Source organism: Nocardia sp. NBC_01499 (genome assembly GCF_045040275.1).
In the GTDB taxonomy this organism is placed as follows: Bacteria; Actinomycetota; Actinomycetes; order Mycobacteriales; family Mycobacteriaceae; genus Nocardia.
Genome location: NZ_CP109426.1, coordinates 8,575,403 through 8,602,401, shown reverse-complemented (window position 1 = coordinate 8,602,401; position 26,999 = coordinate 8,575,403). Strand labels below are relative to the sequence as shown.

Sequence of the window (26,999 nt, the reverse complement as noted above, 5' to 3'; positions counted from 1 at the left end):
GCGATGTGGCACCGCGTGTATGGCGTCGATTGTTCGGGCGAGGCGGTCCGGCGCCGCTGGATCCGAGTCGGGCCGATCTGGTGGTGGTCGCGGCGAGTTTCGATGACGCCGAGGCCTGTTCGGCGGCGTTGGCGCGGGCGACCGAGCTGGAGTCCGGCGCGGACGCGGTGCTGCGGCATCATCTGCGGATACCGCCGGATCAGGTCGAGGCGGTGTGCGCGATCGCCGCGCAGGACGGGTATGCGCCCGCGCCGCAGGTTGGTGGGCCGGGGACGGATGCGCTGGAGCGGGTGATTCTGCAGCGGGTTCAGGTGCTCGACGCGTTGCATTGTTCGCAGGAGCGTTCGCGGATGGCCGGGCTTGCGCAGCGGCATGAGGGTACCGCCGATGGGTGGGACGCGCTGCAGCCCCGTGTTGTGGACGAGCAATCAGGGCCTTGATAGGTACGTCAGCCTTCGTGGTGACCGGCACGATTTAACGACGGGTCCTCCCCCGACAGCGCGCAGTAAGCTGCACCGCGACAAACTGGTGTGAAACCAGTGTGACGGGAGAAAGTAAGTTCATGAGCGTGCGCAGCTGGCCCCAGGTGCTCGGAACCCTCGCCGACGGTGGCGACCTGGCCGCGGACGACACGGCATGGGCGATGGACGAGATCATGTCGGACAACGCCACCCCCGCCCAGATCGCGGCGTTCGGCGTCGCCATGAAGATCAAGGGCCCGACGCCCGCCGAGCTGACCGGCCTCGCCGCCGGCATGCTCGAACACGCCAGGCTGGTGCACATCGACGGCGACGCGGTGGACATCGTCGGCACCGGCGGCGACCGATCCGGTTCGGTGAACATCTCCACCATGTCCTCGATCGTGGTCGCCGCGGCCGGAGTGCCGGTGGTCAAGCACGGTAATCGCGCGGCCTCGTCCAAGAGCGGCGGCGCCGACGTGCTCGAGTCGCTTGGTGTGCGGCTGGTGCTCGGGCCGGAGGCGGTGGCGCGCTGCGTGCGCGAGGTCGGGATCGGGTTCTGTTTCGCGCCGGTATTCCATCCCGCGCTGCGTTTCGCGGGTGCGGCACGCAAGGAAATCGGCATTCCCACTGTCTTCAATGTGCTCGGGCCGCTGACGAATCCGGCGCAACCGCGCGCCGGGTTGGTCGGCTGCGCGTTCGTCGACCTGCTTCCGGTGATCGCGGGCGTGTTCGCCGGACGTGGCGCAAGCGCGCTGGTGGTGCGTGGCAACGACGGACTCGATGAGATCACCACCTCCGACACCACCAACGCATGGGTCGTATCCGGCGGCCAGATGCGCGAAACCACCATCGACCCGACCCGCCTCGGCATCCCCCGCGTCGGCCTCGAGGCGCTGCGCGGCGGCGACGCCGAACTCAACGCGGGCGTAGCGCGCAGCGTCTTCGCCGGAACCAGCGGCGCGGTACGCGACGCGGTCCTGGTGAACTCCGCCGCAGCCATCGTCGCCTACGACTTGTCCCAGGGCACAGTCGATTTCGACGCCGACGTGCACGACGCGCTCGCAGGCGGACTCGAACGCGCCGCCGAAGCCATCGATTCGGGCAACGCTGCCGCCCTACTCGAACGATGGACGAAACTGACCGTCACCCTCGGCAACCGCTGACCTACTCCGCTGGCGAGTGCCGGTCTCAGGGCAAATGCCGTCTCGGGTCGAGTGCCAGCCTCATGTCGAGCGCCGGTCTCAGGCCGAGCGCAGTCCCAGGTCAAGCGCCAACCTCACGTCGAGCGCCAGGCTCAAGTCGAGCGCCAGCCTCACGTCGAGCGCGGTCTCAGGTCGAGCGCCAACCTCAAGTCGAGCACCGGTCCCAGGTCGAGCACCGACCTCAAGTCGAGCGCCAGCCCCAGGTCAAGCGCCAGGCTCACGTCGAGCGCGGTCTCAGGTCGAGCGCGGTCTCAGGTCGAGCACCGACCTCAAGTCGAGCACCGGTCTCAGGTCGAGCGCCAGCCTCACGTCGAGCGCGGTCTCAGGTCGAGCACCGACCTCACGTCGAGCACCGGTCTCACGTCGAGCGCCAGCCTCACGTCGAGCGCGGTCTCAGGTCGAGCACCGACCTCACGTCGAGCACCGGTCTCACGTCGAGCACCGGCCTCACGTCGAGCGACTGTCCCAGGTCAAGCGCCAGCCTCACGTCGAGCGCCAGGCTCAAGTCGAGCACCAGCCTCACGTCGAGCGCCAGCCTCACGTCGAGCGCGGTCTCAGGTCGAGCGCCGACCTCAAGTCGAGCACCGGTCTCAGGTCGAGCGCCAGCCTCACGTCGAGCGACTGTCCCAGGTCAAGCACCAGCCTCACGTCGAGCGCGGTCACAGACTCGGGCTCGCCTGAGTTCTGGGTCAGCCCAAGTGTCAGGGTCAGCGCGGAGCCCGAGACGCACAAATAGGTAGCGCACACACAATGGCCAGCCATTCGGGCGCGGCGAAACATGCGGCGCGGCTGCCGATGCGGCGGGCACAGGGTGAGTACCCACCAGCCGGGTAGTCCGACGGGCCCGGCGCGGGGTATCGCTCGCCGAGTGCCAGGTCGCCGGATCAGCCCGAGTCCCGGGGTCGCTGGGTCAGCCCGAGTTCCAGGTCGCCGGATCAGCGCTGAACGCGAGGCGCGGAAATAGCTAGCGCGCATAAGATATGGTCAGCGCGGTAGCTAGATTGGCACCTCCATTACATAGCCGACTCGGCGCGGGCTTGTGCCGGACGGCTCGACCGGCGAGGAGCACAGCATGCGACGCAGCGTTCGTGCAGTTCTCGGGAGCCTTTCGGTGGCGGCTGTGTGCGCCGCCGCGCCGCTGGCCGTTGCCGACGGTTGCGGGCTGTTTGTCGGCGGCGTGAACTACAACGGCCGAACCGGGTGCGTGCTGCTCGGCGAGGACGCGATCCGCGACTTCCAGAACGACACCGACAGCGTGGTGACCGTCTATGCCGACGCCACCTGCGAGGGCGTTTCGACCGGGGTGCTCGCGCCGCGCGACAGCGGTAACTTCACCGGCAAGTCGATGGTCATCGGCTGATCACTCGCCCAGCGAGAACCCGGCTTCCACGTCCGCGCTGGAGTAGGACTTGAACGCGATGTGCGTGGTGGTCCGCGCGACACCGGCGACCTTGTCGAGCCGGTTGGTCACCACCTCGGCGATCTGCTCGTGGTCGCGCACCCGCACGATCGCGATCAGATCCACATCGCCCGCACAGGAGTACACCTCGGCAACACCTTCGGTGTCCGCAACGGCCTGCGCGGTCTCGGGAATGCGGCCATTGTCGGCGTCAATCATCACGATCGCGGTAATCATGCGCTCAGCCTAAGCGGTCGATGTACTCGTCCTCAGCCGGTTGCGCCCGCGCCGCGGCATCCGCCACGTCCGCCCACCCCAACCACCGCGCGGCCCCATACATCGGCTCCCGATACCCCGCACTGGTCCGCACGATCCGCACCCCCGCCCGCGCAAGCCACCGCGCGACAAGCGCCGCCTCTTCAGGCGAAGCCCCTCGCAACGGCGGCACATTCACCGGCACCCAATCCCGAGCCGCGACGTCGACCACCTCCGCGGCGACGGAGCCCGTCACGTCGAGGTGCGGATCCCCAGAAAGAGTGCGGCTGTCGCCGTTTGGGCGTTGTTCAAGATCATGGGGAACTGGTGGCGGAAGCTTCTCGCGATTTGCCGCCACCAGTTCCCCATGATCTTGAACCGTGATCTGGACCTGAGCGGACACGCCGCCCTCGGGGACGACTGTTTCGGCGGCGGCGACGATCTGTTCGACGACGGCCATCGGGGGCACCCCGCGCGCCGCGTTTCCCGCGCCAGCGAGGCGTCCGTAGCGGATGACGGCGAACTCCCAGCCGCCCGCGCCGTCGGAGTGGGCGGCGATGAGTTCCGCGATGCGCGCTACGGCGGCTAGGCGCTGGGTGCGGTACAGGGCGCGGACGACGGCGGCGGTACGGTCGCGCAACCGGGCGGCCGCTTCGAAATGTTCAGCGCGGGAATGGGTTTCGATGTGGTCGAGCATGGTGCGCAGCGGTGCGTCGGAGTAGCCCGCGAACAGGGCGCGCACGAGCGCGGGGGCCGGTGCGTATTCCTCTGTATTAATAGGAGTGCCGCTGACTGCCGCGGGGCAGCCGCCGACGATCGCTGGCGGGCACTCGTGCGTGCCACTCTTGGGCAGGCGAGTGCTGCAGGTGCGCAGGCCGGTGTATTCCGCGATGATCACGGCCAGTTCGGTTGCGTCAGCGCGGGAGTTGAAGGGCCCCAACGCATCTCGGTTCGGAGTACGGACGATGGAGAATCGCGGGAAGGGTTCGTCGGTGAGCGTGATCCACCAGGCGCGCTTGGGGAACTTGGAGCGACGGTTGTACGGCGGGGTGTGCGCGACGAGCAGTCGCAGTTCGCGGACCCCGGCCTCCAACGCGTGCGCGCACACGACGTGGTCGACCCTGGTCGCCAGGGACACCATCTCCTTCATCCGGCCGCGGGTCTCCGAGCCGGTGAAGTAATTGCGTACTCGACGCCGCAGATTCACCGCCGTGCCGATATAGAGGACCTCATCGGCCGGGCCGCGAAACAGGTACACACCGGGGCTCGCGGGCAGATCGGCGGCGAGGACGCGCTTGGCACGCTGGCGCGGGGTGACGTCGGGTAGATAGTCGACCAACTCGGTGAGGCTGTGCACGCCCTGATTGCCGACCCGGGCGATCAGCGCGTGCAGCACGTCAACGGTCGCCCGCGCGTCGTCCAGGGCCCGGTGCGTCGGCTGCGTGCTCGCGCCGAGCAGCCGAGCAAGCGCGCTCAACCGGACCGAGGGTGCCTCATCCCGATTGAGCACGCGGCGAGCCAGCTTCACGGTGCACAGGACGGTCGCGACGGGCCATGCCGTGTCACTGGCCGCCGCGGCGGCGCGCAGGAACGCCATATCGAACCGCGCGTTGTGCGCGACCAGCACCGCGCCCGAGGCGAACTCGAGGAAACCGGGCAGCACCGACGCGATGGTCGGCGCCGCGTACACCATGGCGGTGGTGATCCCCGTGACCTGCACGATCGCGGGCGGCACCGCCCGTCCCGGATTGACCAGGGTGGCGAACTCGCCCAGCACCTCACCGCCGCGCACCTTGACCGCGCCGATCTCGGTGATCGCGTCGGCGCCCGGACTGGTCCCGGTGGTCTCCAGGTCGACGACCACGAAGGTGGTGTCGTACAGGGGCGTGTCGAGGTCATCGAAGACCAACTGCTGAGCGGCGGCCTTGCGTGGCGCGGGGACGGACACGGGCTGGAGCGTAGAGGGCGGGTCCGACAAGGACGGGCGCGCGCGGACAGACTTCAGCGCACACGAAAACCCCAGGAGATTTCAGAATTACGCCGTGCGTATTTAAGTTTTGGTACCCATGAAATGATCTAGAACGCCGAAAAGTGATGCAGCTCACATTGTCACATAAAACGTATCAATCACTCGGGCGTGTCGGGCAACGCGGACGGGCCGCTTCGGGCTCGCTGTGACCGATCACAGCGAGTTGGCCAACTGGCCAGTGTTCGACCCGTACATGTCCCCGAGATGAACGTAGCGACCTGGGGAAATGTCCAAACGGTTCACTTCCGACGGCCCTCCGGCCATGGCATCGCTGACCGAGATAGCGGCCGGGAAGCTCGCCGACGACAACGCGTCGTTATCTTTTCGTGATTGTTGGGACATATCTCACACTGATTAAGCGTGAATTCACACCCGCGCACGCATTTGGCAGGAGGCGGACTTTACAAACCCCCGTGATGTGTTCGTAACCTTTTCGAGACCTCACGGAGTCCGACGCACCAACTCGGTGCGAACGACACGAAGTCCGCAGCACCAGTCAGGGTGCGGCGTCGTGGGGCAGATTGGGAGTACCGCATCATGACGACCACATCCGTCAAGCGATCGGCGCAGCGTGCCATCGCCGCCGGGGCCGTCGGCGCTGCCACCATCGGCGCGTTCCTGCTTCCGGCCGCCCCCGCATCGGCCCAGCCGGTGACCATCCCCGGTGTTGGAACCTTCGAGGTGCCGAACGAGATCCAGATCCCGCAGGGCATCCCCGGCATCGAGCTACCGGGCCAGGCGCCGCTGCCGTTCGTCGCCCCGAAGCGGACGATCGGCGAGGAAGCCCTCGACGCCGCCATGAGCAAGCTCGGCGCACCGTACGTGTACGGCGCCGCCGGCCCGAACGCGTTCGACTGCTCCGGCCTCGTCAAGTGGTCCTACGAGCAGGCCGGCCTCGAGCTGCCGCGCACCAGCGGCGCCCAGCTGTCCGCCGGCAGCCCGGTCTCGATGGACGACCTGCAGCCGGGCGACCTGGTGTCGTTCTACGGCGGCGGCCACTCCGGCCTGTACGCCGGCGACGGCAATGTCGTGCACGCGTCCACCGCCGGAACGCCCGTGCAGGTGGCCCCGATCTCCTCGATGCCGGTCGCCGGAGCCCGTCGCTTCTGAGAAACCGCTGGTCGGGCCGTACGTCGCGGCCCGACCCCTTGACGGGGCCTGTGATCATTTTGTTCTCTACTGGACACAGACCTAGGCCGTTCCGTAACCTAATCGAGACCTTCTCGAAGTACCCGAGGCACGCCGATCGCAAACCTCGTATTTCGTAGACAGGGGCTCGTCGGTTCAGATCGTCGGTTCCAGAGAGATCGTTTCACGAGAGAGCGGGGCACGGCAGGCTGTGGTTGCACACCGGAGACATGGCACACGACGTCTGGTCGGAGGGGCACTGGCGGCCGGAGTCCTGGCCACCACCGCCCTCTACGGTGGCAGTCCGGCCGGAGCTGATCCGGTCGCACTCCCGACCACGGCCACCGAGGCCGTGCAGCGGATGATCGACCTATCGCGGCAGTCCGAGCAACTCAACCAGCAGGCGCTCGACGCCCAGTCCGACCTCGACGCCAAGCAGGTCATCCAGCGCGACGCCGACGCCAAGCTGGCCGCGAGCACCGACGTGGTGAACCGCGCCCGCGACGAAGTGCGCAAGTACCAGCCGATCATCGACCGCACCGCGATCGCCGCCTACCAGGGCGCACGCACCAATCGGCTGTTCGCCGTGCTGGTCAGCGATTCCCCGCAGCAGCTGCTCGACCAGATGTCGACGCTGGACGTGCTCGCCTCGCAGACCTCAGCACAGCTCGACCAATACAAGGTCGCGACCGACTCCGCCAACGCCGCCGAGACGGTCGCACGCAGAGCCGCCGACGAAGCCCGCTCCGCCGCCGACAAGGCCGACACGGTGCGCGCCGATCTGGAACGCAAGCGCAGCGACCTCGGCGGCGCCATCGCCCAGGTGGTGCAGGCGTGGGGCTCGCTGTCCACCAAGGACAGGTCCGCGCTCGCCGGTTCGCCCTTCCCGCCCGGCTTCGACCGCGACACCCTGCTGCAAGGACTGGTACCCGGCAGCGGCACCAGCGCCCTCGCCGCCGGCCTCACCCGCATCGGCGACCCCTACGTGTGGGGCGCGACCGGCCCGAACCAGTTCGACTGCTCCGGGCTCGTGCAGTGGGCGTTCAAACAGGTCGGCAAGAACGTGCCGAGGACCAGTTCCGCGCAGGCGACCTACGGCACGCCCGTCGCCAAGGACGATCTGCAGCCCGGCGACGTCGTGTTCTTCTACTCCGACATCTCCCACGTCGGCATCTACGCCGGCAACGGACTCATGCTGCACGCGTCCACCTTCGGTGTCCCGGTCGCTGTCGCGCCGATGGGTTCGACACCGTACAACTCCGCTCGGCGATTCTGATCAACTATGAATGGGCATAACCTGTCCGATACCCACCCAGATCTGTCCTGATGGCGGAGGTGCAGTCATGAGTGTGCGAATCATGACGTCCCGCGCCCCACGCATGATGACGCCGAGTACCAGCGAGGCACGGTCGTGAGCGACCTCCGCCGACTCCGCGCATGGTGGTCCGCGCGACGACGCTTCGAGTTCTGCCTCACCGTCGCGATGGTCATCACGCTGACCGGTTTCTGCGGCGCACTCGTCATGCTGCCGAACTCCGCACTACTACCGAAACCGCATGCGGCACAGGCGACCGCCGACGCCGTCGGCCAAGCCCCCGCCACCGACCCGCGGCTGGCCGAGGTGCGCCGCAGCATCGAACCGTTCGGCCCGATCGTCGCCCGCCAGGTGACGACCGGCGACGGACAGCAATCCCTGGTCGTCGGCCATCCCGCCCAGCGCATCGAAATCGACGTCCTCGAACGCGAACTCCCCGCCGCGACCACCGCGGTCAACGACGTGTGGGGCACGGACTGGGCGCAGGCAACCACGGTCGTCGTCGCCTCCTCCCCCTCCGAATTCGCCGGACTCGTGCACGCGGGCAGCATGTCCGCCGAGGTCGCCGCCGCCTCCGTCGCCGACCCGCTCATCCCGGGCACCCGACCGACCGGCCAGCGCATCGTGTTCAGCCCCGACGCGGGCCGCCGCCTCGACCCCGAGGGCCTGCGCACCCTGCTCCGCCACGAACTCACCCACATCGCCACCCGCGCCGAGACCCGCGACGGCGCACCCCTGTGGATGCTCGAGGGTTTCGCCGACTACACCGCGCACCGTGGCCAGGGCCACCGCTTCGCCGACATCGCCCCCACCCTCACCGTGCAAGCGCGCCTGCACGAGCTGCCCGGCGACCTCCCTGCCGACCCCGACTTCACCGGCCGCAACGCCGCCGGAATCTACGAACAGGCCTGGTCCGTCTGCGCCTACATCGCCGACAAATACGACCAATCCCGCCTCGTCGAGCTCTACCGCCAGATCGCCGCGGCCCGCCAAACCCCGGCCACCGAAGACCAGATCCTGCACACCGTGCTCGGCACCAGCCGCGCCGATTTCGTCGCCGACTGGCGCAATTGGCTGACAACACAGACAGTTTGATGTGCGCCCGTTCGGCCGCTCGGATAGGGACACCCGGGCCAACGAACACGCCACGCGCAGGCGCGGAAAATCCAACACAGTAGGTTGTCACCATGGCCCGAACTCTGCTGGTGACCAATGATTTCCCGCCGCGGCCGGGTGGTATTCAGTCCTATCTGCATGCCTTGGCCGGTCAGCTGCCGCCGGACGATCTCGTCGTGTACGCCCCACGCTGGCGCGGCGACAGCCACCTGAAGTTCGATGCCAAACAGAAGTTTCAGGTGGTCCGCCACCCCACCACGCTGATGCTGCCGACCCCGCTGGTGATGCGCCGGGCCGCGCGACTGCTGCGCAGCGAGAAGTGCGACACCGTCTGGTTCGGCGCCGCCGCGCCGCTCGCGCTGATGTCGCCGGTGCTGCGCCGCGCTGGTGCCGAACGCATCCTGGCCAGCACGCACGGGCACGAGGTCGGCTGGTCCATGCTGCCCGGCGCCAGGCAGGCGCTGCGCCAGATCGGTGAGCACACCGACGTGATCACCTACGTCAGCAAATACACCAGGGGCCGCTTCGCCTCGGCGTTCGGGCGCAACGCCGCGCTGGAGTACCTGCCGCCCGGCGTCGACACCGACGCGTTCCGCCCGGACCCGGCCGCGCGCGCGGAACTGCGCGACCGCTACGGACTCGACGACCGCCCGACCATCCTGTGCCTGTCCCGCCTGGTCCCCCGCAAAGGCCAGGACGCGCTGATCGTCGCCATGCGCGAGATCCGCGACCGGGTCCCCGGCGCGGTCCTGGTGATCGCGGGCGGCGGACCCTACGAGGAAAAGCTGCGCCAACTCGCCATCGCCGCCGGCGTCTCCGACGACGTCATCTTCACCGGCCGTGTCCCCTCCGGCGAGCTCGCCGCCCACCACACCCTCGCCGATGTCTTCGCCATGCCATGCCGCACCCGCGGCGCTGGCCTCGACGTTGAAGGACTCGGCATCGTCTACCTCGAAGCCTCCGCCTCCGGCGTCCCGGTCGTCGCGGGGCGCTCCGGCGGCGCGCCGGAAACGGTCATCGAAGGCGAAACCGGGCGCGTAGTAGACGGACGCTCGGTCCAGCAGATCACCGACGCCCTGGTCGACATCCTCTCCGACCCCGACGCGGCCGCCCGCATGGGCGCCGCGGGCCGCGCCTTCGTCGAGGACCGCTGGCGCTGGGACACCCATGGCGTACGACTGCGCCAGTTGCTGCGGTGACGCGTCGATGAAGGCGGACAGCGCCTTCCTAGCGCAACGCTGGCAGATGCGCCGCTCCGCCGGTTGCGTGATCACTGCTGCGAGTTGGCTGGCCCGATCCGATACGCTCACCTACGTGAGGGAGCGCAGCGAGCGAACCATAGACACAGCGCCGGTGGGCACGACGGAGCCGAGTGCTAGCGAGGCGGCATCGTGACCACTATCCAGGTCGCCGATCAAACGTTCGTCGCCGCGCCGGGGATCGCCGTCGCCGATGTCCTATCGGCACCGAACAACTGGCGCCGCTGGTGGCCCGACCTGACCTTGGTCGTCCGAGAAGACCGAGGCGACAAGGGAATCCGCTGGACCGTGGCCGGCGCGCTTGACGGAACCATGGAAGTCTGGTTGCAGCCTGCGTTGGACGGGGTGATCGTGCACTACTTCCTGCACGCCGAACCGCAGCCGACGCTCCCGCCGAACCGGATGGCCGCCGCCAACCGCGCGCGCCGCGTCGCGGGCCGCAACATGGCATTCGAACTGAAATCCCGGCTGGAGGCAGGTCGCCCGGCCGGTGTCGCACCCGCACACGCCTCCTGACGTTCAACCAGCCCCTGAAAGGAACCGCTGTCCGCCATGGCCGACAGGACCCAGAGGTCGATCATCATCGAGGCCCCGTCGCAGCAGGTGATGTCCGTCATCGCCGACCTGGCGTCCTACCCCGAGTGGGTCTCGGCGGCGAAATCCGTCGAAGTACAGGAAAAGGGACCGGACGGCCGGGCGCGCACCGCGCGATTCGTGCTCGACGCGGGCGTGGTCAAGGACAGCTACGTCCTTTCCTACACCTGGCGCCCGGACAACAAAGCGGTCAGCTGGACGCTGGTCAGCGGTGAGCTGCAGAAGGCGCAGAACGGCACCTACGAACTCATCGATCAGCCCGACGGTGGCACCGAGGTCGTGTATACGCTGACCGTCGACCTGAACATCCCGATGATCGGCATGTTCAAACGCAAGGCCGAGAAGGTGATCACCGATACCGCGCTGAAAGAACTGAAGAAACGGGTCGAAGGCTGACGACGCACACGACCCGGGTCGAACTGTTCATCGGCAAAGGCGGGGTAGGCAAGACGACGCTGGCGTGTGCCACCGCTATGTCCTATGCCAGGGCGGGTAGCCGCGTGCTGGTCGCCTCGCTCGACCAGGCGCATTCGCTCGGCGACGCGCTCGGCTTCCGTTTCCCGCACGATCCTGGCACCGTCACCGGGATCGCCAACGTGCTGCCCGGCCTCGACGTGATCGAGGTGGATTCCCTTGCGCTGCTGGAGGATCGGTTCCGCGACGTGCTCCGCGTGCTGTCACCGGGCACCGGACACGAGCACGGCATCGACCTCGCCGCACTCGATCCCGCGGAGCTGACCGGTCTGCCCGGCGTGCAGGAACTGTTGATGCTGGTCGAGATCACCCAGTTCGCGAACGAGGACGACTGGGATGTGATCGTCGTCGACTGTCCGCCGTCGGCCGACATGCTCCGCATCATCACCGCGCCGGACACCCTGCTCGGCTATCTCGAGCGAGTCTGGCCGCCGCACGCCAGGGCGATGAGCACGGTCGGCACCGACCTGCGGCGCGCGATCCTGGCCGCGACCGTCGAACGGATCGTCAAGGCGGTCACCGAGGTCCGCGATCTGCTCGCCGACCATCAGCGCACCGGCGCGTGGCTGATCACCGTCGCCGAGCGGGTGACGCTTGCCGAGTCCGAGCGGGTCCGCTCCGCCGCCGCGCTGCTCGGGTTACGGCTGGACGCGGTGGTGGTCAACAAGGTGCTGCCACCGACCGCGCCGCTCGACCCGGCCGTCCCGCTCGACGCCGCGCACCCCGCGGTGCACTGGTATCTGAACCGGCGCGGCGAACAGCTCTCCGCCATCGCCGAATTAGAACGTTCCATGCCGGGTATTCCGCTGCTGATCGCACAGCACACCGGACCCGAGCCGATCGGACTGACCTCGCTCGCGGCCCTGTCGTACGCGGTGGACTCGAACAGGAACACCGGCGACACAGGACCTATGCTGAGCGACAGTCCGGCGGAGGTTGACGCGAGTTCCGGCGAACCGGTGGTTCGATGTGAATCAGGCACCGGGCTGCACGCGATATACACACTGCGGATGCCCCTGCCCGTCGTCGACGCGGCGACGCTGCGACTTGGCCGAGTGGAGGACGATTTGATCGTGGGAGCGGACGGTGTCCGGCGGCGAGTTCGTCTTGCGCCGGTATTGCGGCGGTGCACGGTCGACGGTGCCGAACTCGACGGCGGACACCTCGTGGTGCGCTTCCGCCCTGACCCGCAGTTATGGCCCGAAGGTAGCGGCGATGAGCGGTGATCGGACGGGCGGGTTCTTCCGGCGGGATGCCGGAGGGCGCGACGTGAACGGTGATCGGCCCGGTAATCCCGAGGGGGACAGCGAGGATCGGACCGGTTCCCACCAGGACAGTTGGGATGCGAGCGGTGATCGAACCGCGCGTGGCTCCGGCCGAACCGCTGGCGGACCGGACGATCTGGCATCCGACGGGCCCGGTGATCGATCCACGCACGATTCCAGGCGGGGCGCCGATGACACGGACGGACAACCGAAAAGTTCTGCGGGAGAACGCGATCCGGTGGACGGCATGGCCGAGTTCGCCGCTGAATTGAAGCTGCTCGCCGAAGCTGTGCTCGAGCGCGTTGAGCCGGTGTTGCGCCAGGCCGCCGACGGGCAGGTGGAGTGGTCGAGTTGCAGTTGGTGTCCCGTCTGCGCGGCGGCGGCGCTGATGCGTGGTCAGCACCACGAGGTACTCCAGACGGTGGCCGATCACGGCACCGCCATCGTGACGGTGCTGCGCGAGGCGTTGGCCGGAGTACCGGTCGATCCGGTCATGCCGGAGCCGGAGCAAACAGGTGGTCATACGCACAATCATGGTGTGCCACAGGATGATTCAACCGGCGCGGAATCCGTTGCCGGACAACACACATCGCGGGCACCCAAGCGTTCCCGCTATGTCAGCATCCCTGTGACGATCAAGGCATGACGCACCGCATAGCAGGTGCGCGACCGCTGACCGTCGGAATCGACGTCGGCGGCACCAACATTCGCGCCTCCGTGATCGATATCAGCGGCGAGGTACTCGACACCGTCCAGGCGCCGACCCCGCATTCGGCCAAGGCACTCGAGGACGCCCTCGCCCGCTCCGTCCGTGAACTGTGCGAACGACACCCGATCGGCGCGGTGGGCTTGGCCGTCGCCGGGTTCATCACCGGCGACCGCTCCACCGTCCGCTTCGCCCCGCATCTGCCCTGGCAGGACACCCCTGTCGCGCAGCGGCTCACCGAACGGCTCGAGCTGCCCGTCATCCTCGAGCACGACGCCAACGCCGCCATGTGGGCCGAATATCGGTTCGGCGCGGCCGCGGGCGGGCACAATGTGGTGCTCATCGCGATCGGCACCGGCATCGGCGCCGCGCTGCTCATCGACGGTCGGCTGTATCGCGGAACCCACGGCGTCGCACCGGAACTCGGCCACCTACAGGTCGTCCCACAGGGCCGCGCCTGCCCATGCGGCAAGCACGGCTGCTGGGAAAGATACTGCAGCGGAACAGCACTCGCCGACACCGCGATCGAAATGCTGGCCACCGACCCGGTCCGCTCCGTCCTGGCCAAGGACGTCTACCGCGACCCGGGCTCACTCACCGGCCGCCGCGTCGCCAACGCGGCGCAGGACGGCGATCCGCTCGCCGTGCGCGTCATGGAGGATTTCGCCCGCTGGCTCGGCCTCGGCCTGGCCTTCGTCAGCGATATCTTCGACCCCGACCTGGTCGTCATAGCGGGCGGCGTCAGCAGCTCCGCCCCCTTGTTCCTGGACGAAGCCCGCGAGGAATACGCCCGCTCGGTAACCGGCGCGGGCCACCGCCCCCTCGCCCGCATCCGCACCACCCAACTAGGCGAGGCCGCTGGCATGATCGGCGCCGCCGACCTCGCCCGCGCCGCCCTGATCGAAACCGAACGCAAATCCTCCCGAGTAGCCCGCAGCCATTGACCCCGCCGCTCCGGCGACAAGCCCGCTGATCATGAAGCAGCAGCACCCAACTCGGGTGGTCGACGTTTCGTTGCCCGCGACAGTGGTATTCGATTATCGAACGCTTGCTTCGGTCGCCGAGGACCACATTCCGGTCGCCGAGGAATCCGCGGCCGGTCGCCGATTACGGCGCGTCCGCTCGCTCATGGCAGAGTGTGGTGAGATTCGCCGCTGCGGTTGGATGTGATCTAGCTCCAAAGGTAAAGTCGGCGACTGACGCAGGTGCCCGCCTCTATCCCGGTCCCGGGGGAAGGACGTCATGTTCTACTGGCTGCTGAAGTACGTGCTGCTGGGACCGTTCATGCATCTCTACAACAGGCCGACGGTCGAGGGTGTGGAGAACATCCCGGCGGACGGTCCGGCGATCATGGCGGGTAACCATCTCTCCTTCGCGGACTGGCTGTTCGCGCCGCTGCTGAGTCCGCGGCGAATCAACTATCTGGCCAAGGCCGAATACTTCAACACCCCTGGCATCAAGGGCGCGTTCCAGAAGTGGTTCTTCACCACCTCCGGCCAGTTCCCGATCGACCGCACCGGCGCCGACGCGGCCGAGGACGCCCTCAACGCCGCGCGCAAGCTGCTCGATCAGGGCCGCCTCGTCGGCCTGTACCCGGAGGGCACCCGCTCCCCCGACGGCCGCCTGTACAAAGGCAAGACCGGCCTCGCGCGCCTCGCGCTGGAAACCGGCGTCCCCGTCATCCCGGTCGCCGTCATCGGCACCGACGACGTGAGCCCGCCAGGACCGTTCCGCTGGCGCCGCCGCAAGGTCACCGTCAAGTTCGGCACCCCCATCGACTTCTCCCGCTATGACGGCATGGGCGGCAACCGCTTCGTCGAACGCGCCGTCACCGACGAGGTCATGTACGAACTCATGCAACTCGGCGGCCAAGAATACGTAGACGTCTACGCCGCCAGCCTCAAAAAGAACACCCCCAACGGCGCCCCCCGCGAAGCAACCCGCATCCCCCACACCGCCGCCAGCTGAGCCGTTCCACCAACGCCTCCAGGCAGCAGAACGCCGCTGGCCAGCCAAACAGCTGACCAGCGGCGTTCTCCATATCCGGCGCACCCCCAACCAACGGCACCACCGCGAGCAATTCAGCACCCATGTCGCACTCGCCATCTCGGCCGAGCAGAAGGTCCGCCGACCACCTACCGCCATCCCACCCTCAGCACGCCGAGCGGGACATGACGGCGCGGCGGTCCCGCAATTCGACACCACCATGTCCGGCTCGGCGTTCCGACCGCACGGATCGGCGTGCAACGGATCCAAGCCGTTGTCGGCCCGAGTAAGTCGCCGTCGGCGTCCTCACCTACGCGTCGGCAAGCGGTAGGTCGCGATTCGGCACAGCGATGTCCCGCTCGGCATTTCCACAGCGCGGCGGTCCGCTCGCCCCACAGCGCCCACAGCCATCCCACCCTCAGCACGCCGAACGGGACATGACGGCGCGGCGTCTCGCGATTCGGCGCCGTCATGTCCCGCTCGGCGCTCGCCTCGAGCGAAACCCGCTACTAGCGTCCGTGTTCCGCCGAGCGGGGCTCCATAGAACAGCGGCTCATTCCGAGCGGTCGACTCACCTGCAACGCCTCGTCGCGGCCGCCGCAGATCGGATAGCTACTGTCCCGCAATGACTTTCAGCGTCAGAGCAGCAACGATCCGGCACGCTTGATCGTCCTGACGATGGGAGCGGTTTCCATCGAATTGATCCCTTGCAGTGGAGCAATCCGTTCAGTCAGGAACAAGCTCAGGTCGGTAGCGTCGCGGCAGTTGACCGCAACCAGCAGGTTGGTCGAGCCGGTGGTCATCGCGGCGAAAACGACCTCCGGCCTGCGAGTCAGGGCTTCGGCGACATCCACGACGTGCGCGGGCTTGGTATTGATCCACAGCCGCGCCTCGGTGCGAAACCCGATAGCGGCAGGCGGCAGATCAAGATGAAACTGCAGCACCCCTGTGCGCCGCAAGGCCGCGACCCGACGCTTCACCGTCGACTCCGACCACCCGGTCACCGCCGTCAGTTCCGCATACGTGGCGCGACCATCCCGGTTGAGCGCGCGCAGCAACGCTCGATCACCATCATCCAATTCAACAGCGGCAGTGGATGTTTCAACGGGCATCGGTTCGAGGCGTGCCGCCTGTTCCGGCGAAAGCGCCACCACACCTTGCCATCCCGATGGCAACGCGAATCCGCGCAGCACCAGATGCGCCGAGACCGATACCACGCGGCTGGTACGCGGCAATTTCTGCAGCAGCAGGGCCTCCTGTTCCTGACTACTCGCCGCTTGCACAGTGCAGGACACCTCGGTACCACCGGACAGCAGATACACGAACGAGGTGTCCGGACGATCGGCCAACGCCTTGGCCACCGAGGCGGCGGCATCCGGCGTACAACGCACCCGCACTGTCCAGGAGACATAGCCAAGACGCCCGCCGTTGACCATGCCGACCACCCGCACAGTGCCCGCACCACGCAGTTTGCGGTAGCGGCGAGCGACAGTGTTCTCCGAAACCCTCAGCACCGCGGCGACGTCACGGAAGGCGGCGCGCCCGTCGATATGCAGCGCGTGGATCAGCCCTCGATCGACAGTATCCATTGGCTCAGAATAGAACTCTGACGGCATCCAGCATGTGCACATATCTGGATGGTGGCGGTACCTGGACCCGTCCTCCCCGGACACTTTCCCCACCCACCCCCGGAAATTCCCCCTGACCGGCGCGAAACTGTCCACCCAGACCGCCCCGTTACCCAACCGGACCGTACCCGTTCACATTGCGTTGAGATAGCTGGTCCAGGGTGATCCCATGACTGGTTCGACGTTCTCCCGCCGCACCCTGCTGCGCACCTCCGCACTCGGCCTGGTTGCCGCCCCCGCGCTGGCCGCGTGCTCGTCGGACGGACCTGCCCTGGTCCGGCAGCGTCCGGTGCTGACGCACGGTGTCGCGGTGGGTGACCCGCGCAGCGACGGCGCGCTGATCTGGGCACGTGCCGACCGTCCCGCGACGCTGATCGTGGAGACGGCGGCCACCGAATCATTCACCAACGCCAAGCGATTCACCGGACCGTTGCTCACCCCGGATTCCGACGGCACCGGCCGGGTACGCATCAACGGCCTACCCGCGGGCGAGCAAGTGCACTACCGAGTGACCCTCGAGGGCGACGACGGCGGCGCCTCCGAACCGATCACCGGCGTGTTCCGCACCGTGCCCACCGGCGCGTCGGACATCAGGCTGCAGTGGTCCGGCGACGTCGTCGGCCAGGGTTACGGCATCAACCCAGACCTCGGCGGCATGAAGATCTTCTCAACCATGGCCGCCCGCGACCCACACCTGTTCCTCCATTCGGGCGACTCCATCTACGCGGACAACCCCGTCAAGGAATCGGTGACGCTCCCCGACGGGCGAATCTGGCGCAACATCGTGTCCGAGGCGAAAAGCGCGCCCGCGCAAACCCTCCAGCAATATCGCGGCGCCTACGCCTACAACCTGACCGACCAGAACTACCTCCGCTTCAACACCTCGGTCGCCCAGGTCGTCCAGTGGGACGACCATGAGACGGTCAACAACTGGTACCCCGGCGGCCTCGTCGCAGAGTCCAAGGGCTACACCGAGCGCAGCATGGACATCCTGGCCACCCGCGCCTGGCAGGCGTTCCACGAGTGGATGCCGGTGGAGCCCAAGGAGGCCGTCGACGGTCGCCTCTACCGCAAGATCTCCTACGGCCCGCTGCTCGACATCTTCGTACTGGACATGCGGACCTACAAGGACACCAACGACGCCGACAACGGCCCCGACGGCCACATCTTCGGTGCGGCACAAACGAAGTGGCTGATCGAGGGCCTGCGCGACTCGCAGGCCACCTGGAAGATCATCGCCAACGACCTGCCACTCGGATTGGTCGTCAAGGACGGTGAACAGCCGAACACGATCGCGTTCGAGGGCCCGGCCAACAACGATCCCGGCGCGCCGTCCGGCCGGGAAACCGAGATCGCCCAGGTGCTCTCGGCGAACAAGGCCAACAGGGTGACCAACGTGGTCTGGCTGACCGCCGACGTGCACTACACGGCGGCACACCACTACGCCCCCGAGCGCGCGGCGTTCACCGACTTCGACGATTTCTGGGAGTTCGTCTCCGGGCCACTCAACGCGGGCGCGTTCGGGCCGAATCCGCTGGACGCGACGTTCGGGCCGGAGGCGGTGTTCGTGCACGCGCCGACGGTGCAGAACGCTTCTCCGCTGGATGCCTTCCAGCATTTCGGCGAGGTACAGATCGACGGCAAGTCAAGGGAACTGACAGTCAATCTGTGCGATGCGAGCGGATCGGTGCTGTTCAGCCAGCGACTCGAACCGACCGTCCGGTAGCACACGAGATCGGGGAGGCGTCGCGGGCCGCGCTGTAGTAGCTTTCGTGCCATGAGCACGCCGCAGTTTGTCTCCGCCGAGGAATACCTACCCCGCGATACGGCGGATGTCGTTCGCACGGTTCGGGATTCACGCGGCCGCGCGGAACCGCTCACCGTGCGCGGCGGCGAGCAACTGGACGATGGACTTACACTGCCCGCTCAGCCGACAGTGGTGTCGCTGCGCCGGATGAATCAGGTGCTCGACATCAATCTGGGGCGGCGGACGGTGCGGGTGCAGGCGGGCGCCAAGCTGTCCGACATCGACCGGCGGCTCGGCGCGCACGGGCTCGGCCTGCCGATCGTCGGCGACCATCGCGACATCACCGCGGGCGGATTCGCGTCCGTTGGCGGGGTGAGCGCCGCGTCGCACAAGTACGGCATGTTCATCGACCAGGTCGTCGATCTGGAGTACGTCGACAACGACGGACGCATCGGCACCTGCGGACGCACCCACCACGCCGAGCGCTTCCACCGCATCCTCGGCGCCGGCGGGCGCGCAGGCATCATCACCGCGCTCACCCTCGACGTGATCGACATCGACAAGGACCGCACCTGGCTGACCACCAACGCCGACCGGTTCCTCGACTTCGACTCCTTCGTCGAACACGCCTACGCCGAGATCATGCGGCCGGGCAACGCGGCGCTGCAGGTGGGTCGCTGGGTCGACACCGCGCCGCTGAAGGTCGCGCGGCCCGGCGGTGTCGGTCATGTGCAGCTGGGGACGGTGCGGTTCGGCCAGTGGTCCACCCTGCATCCCACCGCGCCGACCCGCTCGGTGCGGGCGCGGCGCGAGGTCGGGTCGCGTGCGAGAAAGTCGCTCGGCGTCATCGCGTCCGCGGCCAGCGGACCCGCGGGCATGCCGTTGCGCAACGCCGCGGCGGGCGCGGTGCTGTTCGCGCCGAAGGTGCAAACCATGCGCGACGCCGAGTACCTCGCCGACACCGCGCTCAGCTCGTCCGAACGCGGACCCGCCTACCGGGTCGGTATCTTCGCGCCACTGTCGAGCTACACCTCGGTCTTCTACCGCCTGCACGACCTGTTCGCCGGTCACCGCGAGCGCACCGGCTGCTTCACCGTCATCTCCGCGATGACCTACGGTGTCCGCTCCCGCTACCTGCGCTCCGAATCCGCCACCCGCGGCCTCTCCCCCGAAGACCACGGCCTCATCACCTTCACCAGCCGCCTCCGCCCCGCCGCCCTCCCCTCAGAACTGTTGCGCGACATAGTCTCCGGCATCGATGAGATCTGTCGCTCGGAGAACGCGTTGCGCTACGAGTCGGAGGAGTAAGCGTCGTCGCGCCGGTAGCAGATACTGGCTCGCACACCGGCGCTGCGAGTCACTGGGTCGGCGCGTTCCACCGATCGCCGGGCCGGAGGTGACTGCCGCCCGGCCATTCCTTCCCACGGCGGTGTTCCACGGTGTCGTCACCGCGCCGCAAACCAAGGTTCCACCCGGTAGTGAATGAAATGCGTTTCGAACAAGGTCGCGCACTATCGGAATAAGACATTCGTTGTCATCGGCGTCCTGGATGGAAAAGCCTTCCCTTTTCGTCGACATCCGCGGCACCTGCCGAAACATCGTCCAGCCGACGCACCGGTCCATACTTGGGACACCGGTAGAAGTTTTGTCCACTAACCGCCGATGCGTTAATCTCTCGGTGACTCGAACCACGTACTCGCTCGACTGATCACGCAGACCTGTCCACGGCACATCGAGGGAGCGGTATGAAGCACCTGATTCCGACGCGAATCACCGCGCCCTGATCGGACACTCTGACATTCGAAGCGCTGGGCCCGAGTCCCTGCGGACTCACTATTTCCGTGGGCATGATCTCGTTTGTTTCGGTACGAATCTGATCATCCGTGGAGGAACCTTGAAACTTTCGCATCACACACGCGCGGCAGCGGTTGCCCTGCTGCTTATCGCAGCCGTGGCGTCCAGCACTGCCGCGCACGCGGAACCAGGAGAAAGAAGTCCAGCAGAGACCAAAGAGCTCAGCAAGCAGTACATGAACGCCGTCGGCGAACGCTTCTGCGACAAATTCGAGCTGACGCCGGACCAAGTGGAAGCCTACACGAAAGCCTACGACAGAAGTGAGTTAGTCGGTGGCGAAGAGGCCGAACTGACGGCTCGCAATAAGATCAGGACCTATGCGAGGGGAACCAAGAAGCGGGACGGCTCGCAGGAGTTTGCACCGAGGTACGGCGAGGAGGCCCGGAGGTCCATCGAGAACGACGATTCCTCGGGAATGAGCAACCCCTTCCGCCGACTGATCTGTGACTACGCGGAGGCGTCAACCGATTATAAGGCGAAAAAGGCAGACTACCGAAGCGATGCCAAAAAGAAGTTCAAAGCAGGCTTCGAAGAAAATGACAAGATCGTGGAGCTCAACTACGAGAAAGGCAAGGCAATGTACGGCGTCCTTTGTGAAGCAGGGGTGTCGCTGAAGCCTGTCGAGGGGCAGAAATGCGGCGCCGATAACAAAAACGCCGAAGATAAGGATTGACGTCAGCCCACACCTACCTGATTGCGAACTCGCCCGGTCGCCGAAAACCATCGAGCACCTAGATCCGCATCGCTCGCATCAAAGCCCTTCACGTGACCGAGGTAGCCGAACGGGGCACCCTGTTCGACGGTGATATCGAGCGAGCCCTGTACTCCCGCTCGGCAACACATTTCGCACGGCCCCCGGCGAGTCCAGTCGACGATGGACTCGGACAGCCGACGTCGAGCGGGACATAAGTGCGGCAAATCGCAGGACGCGACGCCATCATGTCCCGCTCGGCGACCAATCTTTGCGGAGCTGAACGTCGAGTGGGACATGATTGCCGTGAGGTAGGACCCCAGGCGGCGGCCCGATCGGCAGCCAGAGGTGCAGGCCTGCGACAGGGTGAGCGTGGGGCATTCGGCGAACGGCTCCATCAACCGGGTGGCAAACCCTATACTGTGACCGGCCGCATGTGGTCGCCAGAAGGTAGCGGCGACAGGTGGCTTCGGCACTGCCGGTGGGGTGCCGTGCGTGTGTTCAGCCCGTTCGCGTGTGAAGGTTGCTGTGCCGATGCCCGAATTTCGTGCTGCTCCGGTCAGATTCGCCGATCGTAAACGTCATCGTCCGCCGGAGCGCTCGCTGGTCGGCCAGCGTGTGCTGATCACCGATGCCAGCTCCGACATCGGCCGTGCCGCCGCGAATGCGCTTGCCGCCCAAGGCGCCCAGCTACTGTTGGTAGCGCGCGGCAACGATGAGCTCATTGCCGCCTGCGAGGAGATCCGCTCGGACGGCGGACTGGCGGACTGGAACCGCTGCGACACTTCGGCGCTCGGCGATGTCGACCAGCTCGTCACCTGGGTGCTCAGCGAATTCGGCACGGTCGACGTGCTGATCAACACCGCTGGACGCCCGGTGCCAAGGCCGGTGACCCAGTCACTACACCGATTCCGCGACTACCAGCAGATGATGGCCGCCAACTACTTCGGCCCGCTACGCCTCACCCTCGGCCTACTCCCCGCCATGCTGCGCTCCGGCTCCGGCCACGTGATCAATGTCGGCCCGTGGAACGTCAACACCGGCGCCGCACCGAATTTCGCCTCCTATGCCAGCGCCCAAGCCGCCTGGACCACCTTCGGCCAATGCGCCGACGCCGAACTATCCCCGCACGGCATCCAGGTAACCGCCGTCCACTACCCGGCCTTCCGCACCGACATCGACGCCGCCCAACACAGCGCCGACCCCACCTTCGAAGCCGACCAAACCGCCCACCGAATCGAAACCGCCATCCACACCCGAACCCCCCGCTTCGAACCCCGCTTCACCCGCACCCTCTACGCCCTAGCTGACATAGCCCCCCGCTCCACCGCCCGCCTCATGCACGCCTTCGGCATCTAGCCGCGTAACCCCACGCACCGCATCGGCATCCGAATCCCAACGCCCCTCGCAGCCGACTTCATCCGATCGCGCACGCCCATCTCCCGCAGTGCCGTCAGCAACTCGGCCCCCGCGACCACCGCGCCTTCGAATACCCCCTGCACGTTGCACGCTTTGACGTCAGCTGCAACGCACCCTGCGTACGTCAAGTCAGCTAGTGAGCAACCGCGCCTCGGTGCAGGCGGATCTGTGGCGGGCCCAACCCATTGGCAGACCGAGGCGGATATCCGGCGACAGCAGGCCAACTCCCAACAGCAGGTCTACCAAGGGTGGCACCCCAGCAGTCGGGACATGATGGCGGCAGCACACGGCATGTCGCGCCGTGATGTCCCGCTCGACGAAGTCCCCACAAAGCAAAGCGCCCCACCGGAGCAACCGGTGGGGCGCTTTCGCTTGCTGCTCAGTGCTTTTCGGGCCCGAGGTAGTACTCGAAGACCAGACCCGCGGCGGCGATGAGGATGCAGACGACGCCGAGTCCGATCAGCCAGAGCTGGAAGAAAGCCAGGCCGAGGGCGGTGATGGCACCGGCACCGGCGAGGGTGATGGGCCAGAAGCTGCCGGGCGAGAAGAAGCCGAGATCGCCTGCGCCGTCGACGATTTCGGCGTCCTCGTAGTCTTCCGGACGCAGGTCGAGGCGACGCGCGACGAAGCGGAAGTAGGTGCCGATGATCAGCGACAGACCGGCGGTCAGCACGGTCGCGGTGGTGCCCGCCCATTCCACGCCGGTGCGGGACTGGCCGGTGAAGAAGCCGTAGACACACGCGACGATGACAAAGAACACCGTCAGCAGTTCGAAAATCCGCGCTTCGATCTTCATATCAGATCAGTCCCTTACTTTGCCTCGGCCGCGGTCTTGGTCGTGCGATCGGTGTTGAACGGCCGGGTCGACGTGGCGACCGGCGATTCACCGATGGACTGCAGCGCCTCGGCATTGGTCTTGCCGCCCTTGCGCGCGTCCATGTACTTGGTGAACTTCTCCGGCGTAACCGCACGTACCTCGAAGTTCATCATCGAGTGGAACGTGCCGCACATTTCCGCGCAGCGGCCGACGAACGCGCCTTCCTTCTCGATCTTGGTGATCTGGAAGACGTTGTCCGAGTGGTTTTCCTTCGGGTTCGGCATCACGTCGCGCTTGAACAGGAACTCCGGCACCCAGAAGGCGTGCACCACGTCGGCGGCGGCGAGCTGGAACTCGATCACCTTGTTGGTCGGCAGCACCAGGACCGGCACCTCCGTGCTGGAACCGTAGGTCTCGACCTTGTCGTAGTGCAGGTAGGACAGGATGTCGTTCGAGGGAAGGCCGTCGTGCATCGGGCCCGGCTGCGGGTGACCGTCCTTCGTCCGTTCCTTGTACCCCTTGAGCTGCTCCTGGTTCGCGGACTCGCGCGTGGTGTCGACGCCGTCGTACTTGGCGCCGTCCTTGAAGTCCACACCGCGGTAGCCGAACTTCCAGTTCCACTGGAAGGCGGTCACGTCGACGGTGACGTCAGGGTTGTCGACCTTCTCGTGCACGTAGTTCTGCACGACGACGGTGAAGTAGAACAGCACCGCGATGATGACGAACGGCACGGCCGTGTAGGTCAACTCCAGCGGCACGTTGTAACCGGTCTGCCGGGGGAACTCCGGGGAGTCGGCCTTCTTGCGGTGGAAGGCGACGGTCCAGAAGGTCAGACCCCACACCAGCACGCCCATCACCAGGGCGGCGAGGACCGACCAGGTCCACAGCTCTCGCATCCGGGTGGCCTGCGGCGTGACGCCCGAGGGCCAGCCGAACCGCAGCCAAACATTGTCGATCGAGCAGCCCGAGACGAGCACCGCGGTAATCCCGAGGGACACCGCCAGCCCGGCCCGCCGAAGGATCCGTCCCCGGGCGGGACGTGCCCCGATCTCTTCGCTCGCCTTGTGCGCCACGCTCACGCCTTCCTGGTCGCCACACATTCCGACATTTGCACCGCCTGGGCTGCGACCGCCCCGGCGATACGTTCTAAGCACATGATCAGGCCGGTCCCCGGTCGAGCGCGTGCGCCGCCTGAGAATGGCCTGAGTACTACGCAGCGTAGACCAAACGAGCACCCTGTTCGTCGTCGGGTCGCATTCGACACTCCGCCTATCGCGCGCCGGGTCGCGGTTACCCGCGCGACCGTGATCAAAAGGCCTGGACAGGGTGCGCGCGACGCGCGAATCCGGCGTGTGCGGCATACTCGGACACAACATTTCGGCCGCTGTGCTCTCCGCGAGGGCAGGCCCCGGCACGTCCCGGAACGACCGCTCGCGGCAGACACTGCGCACCGCCCCCGCAAGACATTCGGACGCCCCGGTTTTCGACGGCGTCCCTACCGGAGAAACGAGGTTGCCGACGCCGTGTGTGGACTGCTCGGGTTTCTGACATCTGACGAGGCAGCCCCTGCCGTGGTGGAGCAGGTGTACGACGCATTGCACTGCCTGCGGCACCGCGGCCCCGACGACCGAGGCACCTGGCACGACGATCATCTGATCTTCGGGTTCAACCGCCTGGCGCTCATCGACATCGAGCACTCGCATCAACCGCTGCGCTGGGGTCCGCCGGAGAACCGGGAGCGCTACGCGCTGACCTTCAACGGCGAGATCTACAACTACCTCGAGCTGCGCGAGGAACTGGCCGAGGCGCACGGTGCCGAATTCGCCGACGACTCGATGTTCTTCACCGAGGGGGACGGCGAGGCCATCGTCGCCGCGTTCCACTACTGGGGTCCGGCGGCGGTGCACAAGCTGCGCGGCATGTTCGCGTTCGCCATCTGGGACACCGAGACCAACGAGCTGTTCCTGGCGCGAGATCCGTTCGGCATCAAGCCGCTGTTCCTGGCCACCGGTCCCGGCGGCACCGCGTTCGGCAGCGAGAAGAAGAGCTTGCTTGCGCTGCTGTCCCCGCTCGGGTTGAGCGATGATCTCGACCCGCGCGCGCTGGAGCACTACACCGTGCTGCAGTACGTGCCGGAAGCGGAGACACTGCACAAGGACATCCGGCGGCTCGAATCCGGCCACTACGGGACGGTCCGGCCGGGCGAGGCGCCGAAGATCACCCGGTATTTCCACCCCCAGTTCAAGGTGCGTCCCTTCACGCCGGGTTCGGCGGCCGCTCGCTACCGCGAGATCGCCGAGGCGATGGAGGACTCGGTCGCCAAGCACATGCGCGCGGACGTCACCGTCGGCTCGTTCCTGTCCGGCGGCATCGACTCCACCGCGGTCGCGGCGCTGGCCATGCGGCACAACCCGAAGCTGATCACCTTCACCAGCTGCTTCGAACGCGAGGGCTACTCGGAGGCCGATGTTGCCGCCGAAACCGCCGCGGCGATCGGCGCCAAGCATGTCATCAAGACCGTCTCCCCCGCCGAGTTCGCCGCCGCGATTCCCGAAATCGTCTGGTACCTCGACGATCCCGTGGCCGACCCGGCGCTGGTTCCGCTGTACTTCGTGGCGAAGGAGGCGCGTAAGCACGTCAAGGTGGTGCTGTCCGGCGAGGGTGCCGACGAGCTGTTCGGCGGGTACACGATCTACCGGGAACCGTTGTCGCTCAAGCCCTTCGAGTACCTGCCTGGCGGACTGCGCAGACTCGCGGGCAAGCTCTCCGACCGCATTCCGGACGGCACCAGAGGCAAGAGTCTGCTGCACCGCGGCTCGCTCACCCTGGAGGAGCGCTACTACGGCAACGCGCGCAGCTTCAGCGACGCCCAATTGCGTTCCGTGCTACGCGAATTCCGGCCCGAATGGACCCATCAGGACGTCACCGCGCCGATCTACGCGCAGTCGCGCGGCTTGGACCCGGTGGCGCGCATGCAGCACTTGGACCTGTTCACCTGGTTGCGCGGCGACATCCTGGTCAAGGCCGACAAGATCACCATGGCCAACTCGCTCGAATTGCGCGTGCCGTTCCTGGATTCCGAGGTGCTCAAGGTCGCCGAGGGGCTGCCGTTCGAGCAGAAGATCACCAAGGAAACCACGAAATACGCACTGCGCCAGGCACTCGAGGGCATCGTGCCGCCGCACGTGCTGCACCGCGCCAAACTCGGCTTCCCGGTCCCGCTGCGACACTGGTTGCGCGGCACCGAACTCTACGACTGGGCCCAGCAGCAGATCCTCGAATCGCAGACCGACCACCTGCTGAACAAGGCCGCGATCAGCGACATGCTCGTCGCGCACCGCGCGGGCACCTCGGACCACAGCCGCCGCCTGTGGACGCTACTGGTGTTCATGGTGTGGCACGGCATCTTCGTCGAGGATCGCATCAAGCCGGAAATCCAGGAGCCGGTCTACCCGGTCTCGCTGTAGGACGGAGAAGTGCCCCTTTGCTGAAAAGTAGAGGGGCACTTCTAGTCTGAACGGCCATTCACTCCGGCTTCGCCTAAATCTGGCCGGATCAGTGCCACAGCTTGATTCAGCGGCAGGCACAAACCTCAGCGGCGAGTTGCCGGATCGCTCATGCGGCGGCGAACGCCGATCGCGCGCACGCGTTCTC

The 26,999-nt window shown here is 66.8% G+C and carries 24 protein-coding genes; 18 read left to right on the top strand and 6 right to left on the bottom strand.

Annotation, left to right across the window (positions count from 1 at the left end; all coding sequences use genetic code 11):
* The first annotated feature begins 5 nt into the window (after positions 1-5).
* Positions 6-440: a hypothetical protein gene (locus OG203_RS39190; protein WP_405162247.1), complete on the top strand. Its 435-nt coding sequence runs from the start codon at positions 6-8 to the stop codon at positions 438-440.
* Between the two features lie 122 nt (positions 441-562).
* A complete protein-coding gene (gene trpD, locus OG203_RS39185; RefSeq protein ID WP_405162246.1) occupies positions 563-1,624 on the top strand; it encodes an anthranilate phosphoribosyltransferase in 1,062 nt (353 codons plus the stop codon).
* 415 nt (positions 1,625-2,039) lie between these two features.
* On the opposite strand, the gene OG203_RS39180 is transcribed toward trpD, so the two are convergent.
* The gene (locus tag OG203_RS39180; RefSeq protein ID WP_405162245.1) at positions 2,040-2,204 is read right to left on the bottom strand and encodes a hypothetical protein; all 165 of its coding nucleotides are present in this window, start codon (positions 2,202-2,204) and stop codon (positions 2,040-2,042) included.
* A 531-nt stretch (positions 2,205-2,735) separates the two neighbouring features.
* Between OG203_RS39180 and OG203_RS39175 the strand changes: the two genes are divergently transcribed.
* On the top strand, positions 2,736-3,023 hold the full coding sequence (locus OG203_RS39175; RefSeq protein ID WP_405162244.1) for a hypothetical protein: 288 nt from the start codon (positions 2,736-2,738) through the stop codon (positions 3,021-3,023).
* Here OG203_RS39175 and OG203_RS39170 read toward each other — a convergent pair whose 3' ends face one another.
* Positions 3,024-3,299 carry an Lrp/AsnC family transcriptional regulator gene (locus OG203_RS39170; RefSeq protein ID WP_405162243.1) on the bottom strand — a complete coding sequence of 92 codons (276 nt, stop codon included), beginning with the start codon at positions 3,297-3,299 and terminating at the stop codon, positions 3,024-3,026.
* 4 nt (positions 3,300-3,303) lie between these two features.
* The gene (locus tag OG203_RS39165) at positions 3,304-5,265 is read right to left on the bottom strand and encodes a DEDD exonuclease domain-containing protein (RefSeq protein ID WP_405162242.1); all 1,962 of its coding nucleotides are present in this window, start codon (positions 5,263-5,265) and stop codon (positions 3,304-3,306) included.
* Between the two features lie 618 nt (positions 5,266-5,883).
* Here OG203_RS39165 and OG203_RS39160 point away from each other — a divergent pair.
* The 10 genes from OG203_RS39160 (at position 5,884) to OG203_RS39115 (ending at position 15,171) form a co-directional block, all read left to right on the top strand.
* Entirely contained in the window at positions 5,884-6,456 is a 573-nt protein-coding gene (locus OG203_RS39160) for a C40 family peptidase (RefSeq protein ID WP_405162241.1), read from the top strand.
* Between the two features lie 229 nt (positions 6,457-6,685).
* On the top strand, positions 6,686-7,750 hold the full coding sequence (locus OG203_RS39155) for an NlpC/P60 family protein (RefSeq protein ID WP_405162240.1): 1,065 nt from the start codon (positions 6,686-6,688) through the stop codon (positions 7,748-7,750).
* 135 nt (positions 7,751-7,885) lie between these two features.
* Entirely contained in the window at positions 7,886-8,884 is a 999-nt protein-coding gene (locus OG203_RS39150; protein ID WP_405162239.1) for a hypothetical protein, read from the top strand.
* A gap of 92 nt (positions 8,885-8,976) precedes the next feature.
* Complete coding sequence (locus OG203_RS39145; RefSeq protein WP_405162238.1) at positions 8,977-10,104, top strand: glycosyltransferase family 4 protein; 1,128 nt, start codon at positions 8,977-8,979, stop codon at positions 10,102-10,104.
* Between the two features lie 192 nt (positions 10,105-10,296).
* Positions 10,297-10,680, top strand: a complete 384-nt coding sequence (locus OG203_RS39140; RefSeq protein ID WP_405162237.1) for a polyketide cyclase / dehydrase and lipid transport — start codon at positions 10,297-10,299, stop codon at positions 10,678-10,680.
* Positions 10,681-10,716: 36 nt separating this feature from the next.
* A complete protein-coding gene (locus OG203_RS39135; protein WP_405162236.1) occupies positions 10,717-11,154 on the top strand; it encodes an SRPBCC family protein in 438 nt (145 codons plus the stop codon).
* A 23-nt stretch (positions 11,155-11,177) separates the two neighbouring features.
* The gene (locus OG203_RS39130; RefSeq protein WP_405168137.1) at positions 11,178-12,458 is read left to right on the top strand and encodes an ArsA family ATPase; all 1,281 of its coding nucleotides are present in this window, start codon (positions 11,178-11,180) and stop codon (positions 12,456-12,458) included.
* Positions 12,448-13,143, top strand: a complete 696-nt coding sequence (locus OG203_RS39125; protein ID WP_405162235.1) for a hypothetical protein — start codon at positions 12,448-12,450, stop codon at positions 13,141-13,143. The genes OG203_RS39130 and OG203_RS39125 overlap by 11 nt, the downstream gene beginning before the upstream one ends.
* Complete coding sequence (locus OG203_RS39120; RefSeq protein WP_405162234.1) at positions 13,140-14,147, top strand: ROK family glucokinase; 1,008 nt, start codon at positions 13,140-13,142, stop codon at positions 14,145-14,147. Before OG203_RS39125 ends, OG203_RS39120 begins: the two co-directional genes overlap by 4 nt.
* A gap of 298 nt (positions 14,148-14,445) precedes the next feature.
* A complete protein-coding gene (locus OG203_RS39115) occupies positions 14,446-15,171 on the top strand; it encodes a lysophospholipid acyltransferase family protein (RefSeq protein ID WP_405162233.1) in 726 nt (241 codons plus the stop codon).
* A 656-nt stretch (positions 15,172-15,827) separates the two neighbouring features.
* Here OG203_RS39115 and OG203_RS39110 read toward each other — a convergent pair.
* Positions 15,828-16,778 carry an Lrp/AsnC family transcriptional regulator gene (locus OG203_RS39110; protein ID WP_405162232.1) on the bottom strand — a complete coding sequence of 317 codons (951 nt, stop codon included), beginning with the start codon at positions 16,776-16,778 and terminating at the stop codon, positions 15,828-15,830.
* A gap of 208 nt (positions 16,779-16,986) precedes the next feature.
* On the opposite strand from OG203_RS39110, the gene OG203_RS39105 reads away from it, so the two are divergent.
* The 4 genes from OG203_RS39105 to OG203_RS39090 all read left to right on the top strand — a co-directional run bounded on the left by OG203_RS39105 (position 16,987) and on the right by OG203_RS39090 (position 22,468).
* The gene (locus OG203_RS39105; protein WP_405162231.1) at positions 16,987-18,543 is read left to right on the top strand and encodes an alkaline phosphatase D family protein; all 1,557 of its coding nucleotides are present in this window, start codon (positions 16,987-16,989) and stop codon (positions 18,541-18,543) included.
* 51 nt (positions 18,544-18,594) lie between these two features.
* The gene (locus OG203_RS39100; protein ID WP_405162230.1) at positions 18,595-19,872 is read left to right on the top strand and encodes an FAD-binding oxidoreductase; all 1,278 of its coding nucleotides are present in this window, start codon (positions 18,595-18,597) and stop codon (positions 19,870-19,872) included.
* Positions 19,873-20,458: 586 nt separating this feature from the next.
* A complete protein-coding gene (locus OG203_RS39095; protein WP_405162229.1) occupies positions 20,459-21,091 on the top strand; it encodes a hypothetical protein in 633 nt (210 codons plus the stop codon).
* A 552-nt stretch (positions 21,092-21,643) separates the two neighbouring features.
* A complete protein-coding gene (locus OG203_RS39090) occupies positions 21,644-22,468 on the top strand; it encodes an SDR family NAD(P)-dependent oxidoreductase (RefSeq protein ID WP_405162228.1) in 825 nt (274 codons plus the stop codon).
* A 439-nt stretch (positions 22,469-22,907) separates the two neighbouring features.
* Here OG203_RS39090 and OG203_RS39085 read toward each other — a convergent pair whose 3' ends face one another.
* Positions 22,908-23,324, bottom strand: a complete 417-nt coding sequence (locus OG203_RS39085; RefSeq protein ID WP_405162227.1) for a cytochrome c oxidase subunit 4 — start codon at positions 23,322-23,324, stop codon at positions 22,908-22,910.
* A 14-nt stretch (positions 23,325-23,338) separates the two neighbouring features.
* The gene (locus tag OG203_RS39080; protein WP_405162226.1) at positions 23,339-24,418 is read right to left on the bottom strand and encodes a cytochrome c oxidase subunit II; all 1,080 of its coding nucleotides are present in this window, start codon (positions 24,416-24,418) and stop codon (positions 23,339-23,341) included.
* A 450-nt stretch (positions 24,419-24,868) separates the two neighbouring features.
* Between OG203_RS39080 and asnB the strand changes: the two genes are divergently transcribed.
* Positions 24,869-26,812, top strand: a complete 1,944-nt coding sequence (asnB, locus tag OG203_RS39075; protein WP_405162225.1) for an asparagine synthase (glutamine-hydrolyzing) — start codon at positions 24,869-24,871, stop codon at positions 26,810-26,812.
* Positions 26,813-26,999: the final 187 nt, after the last annotated feature.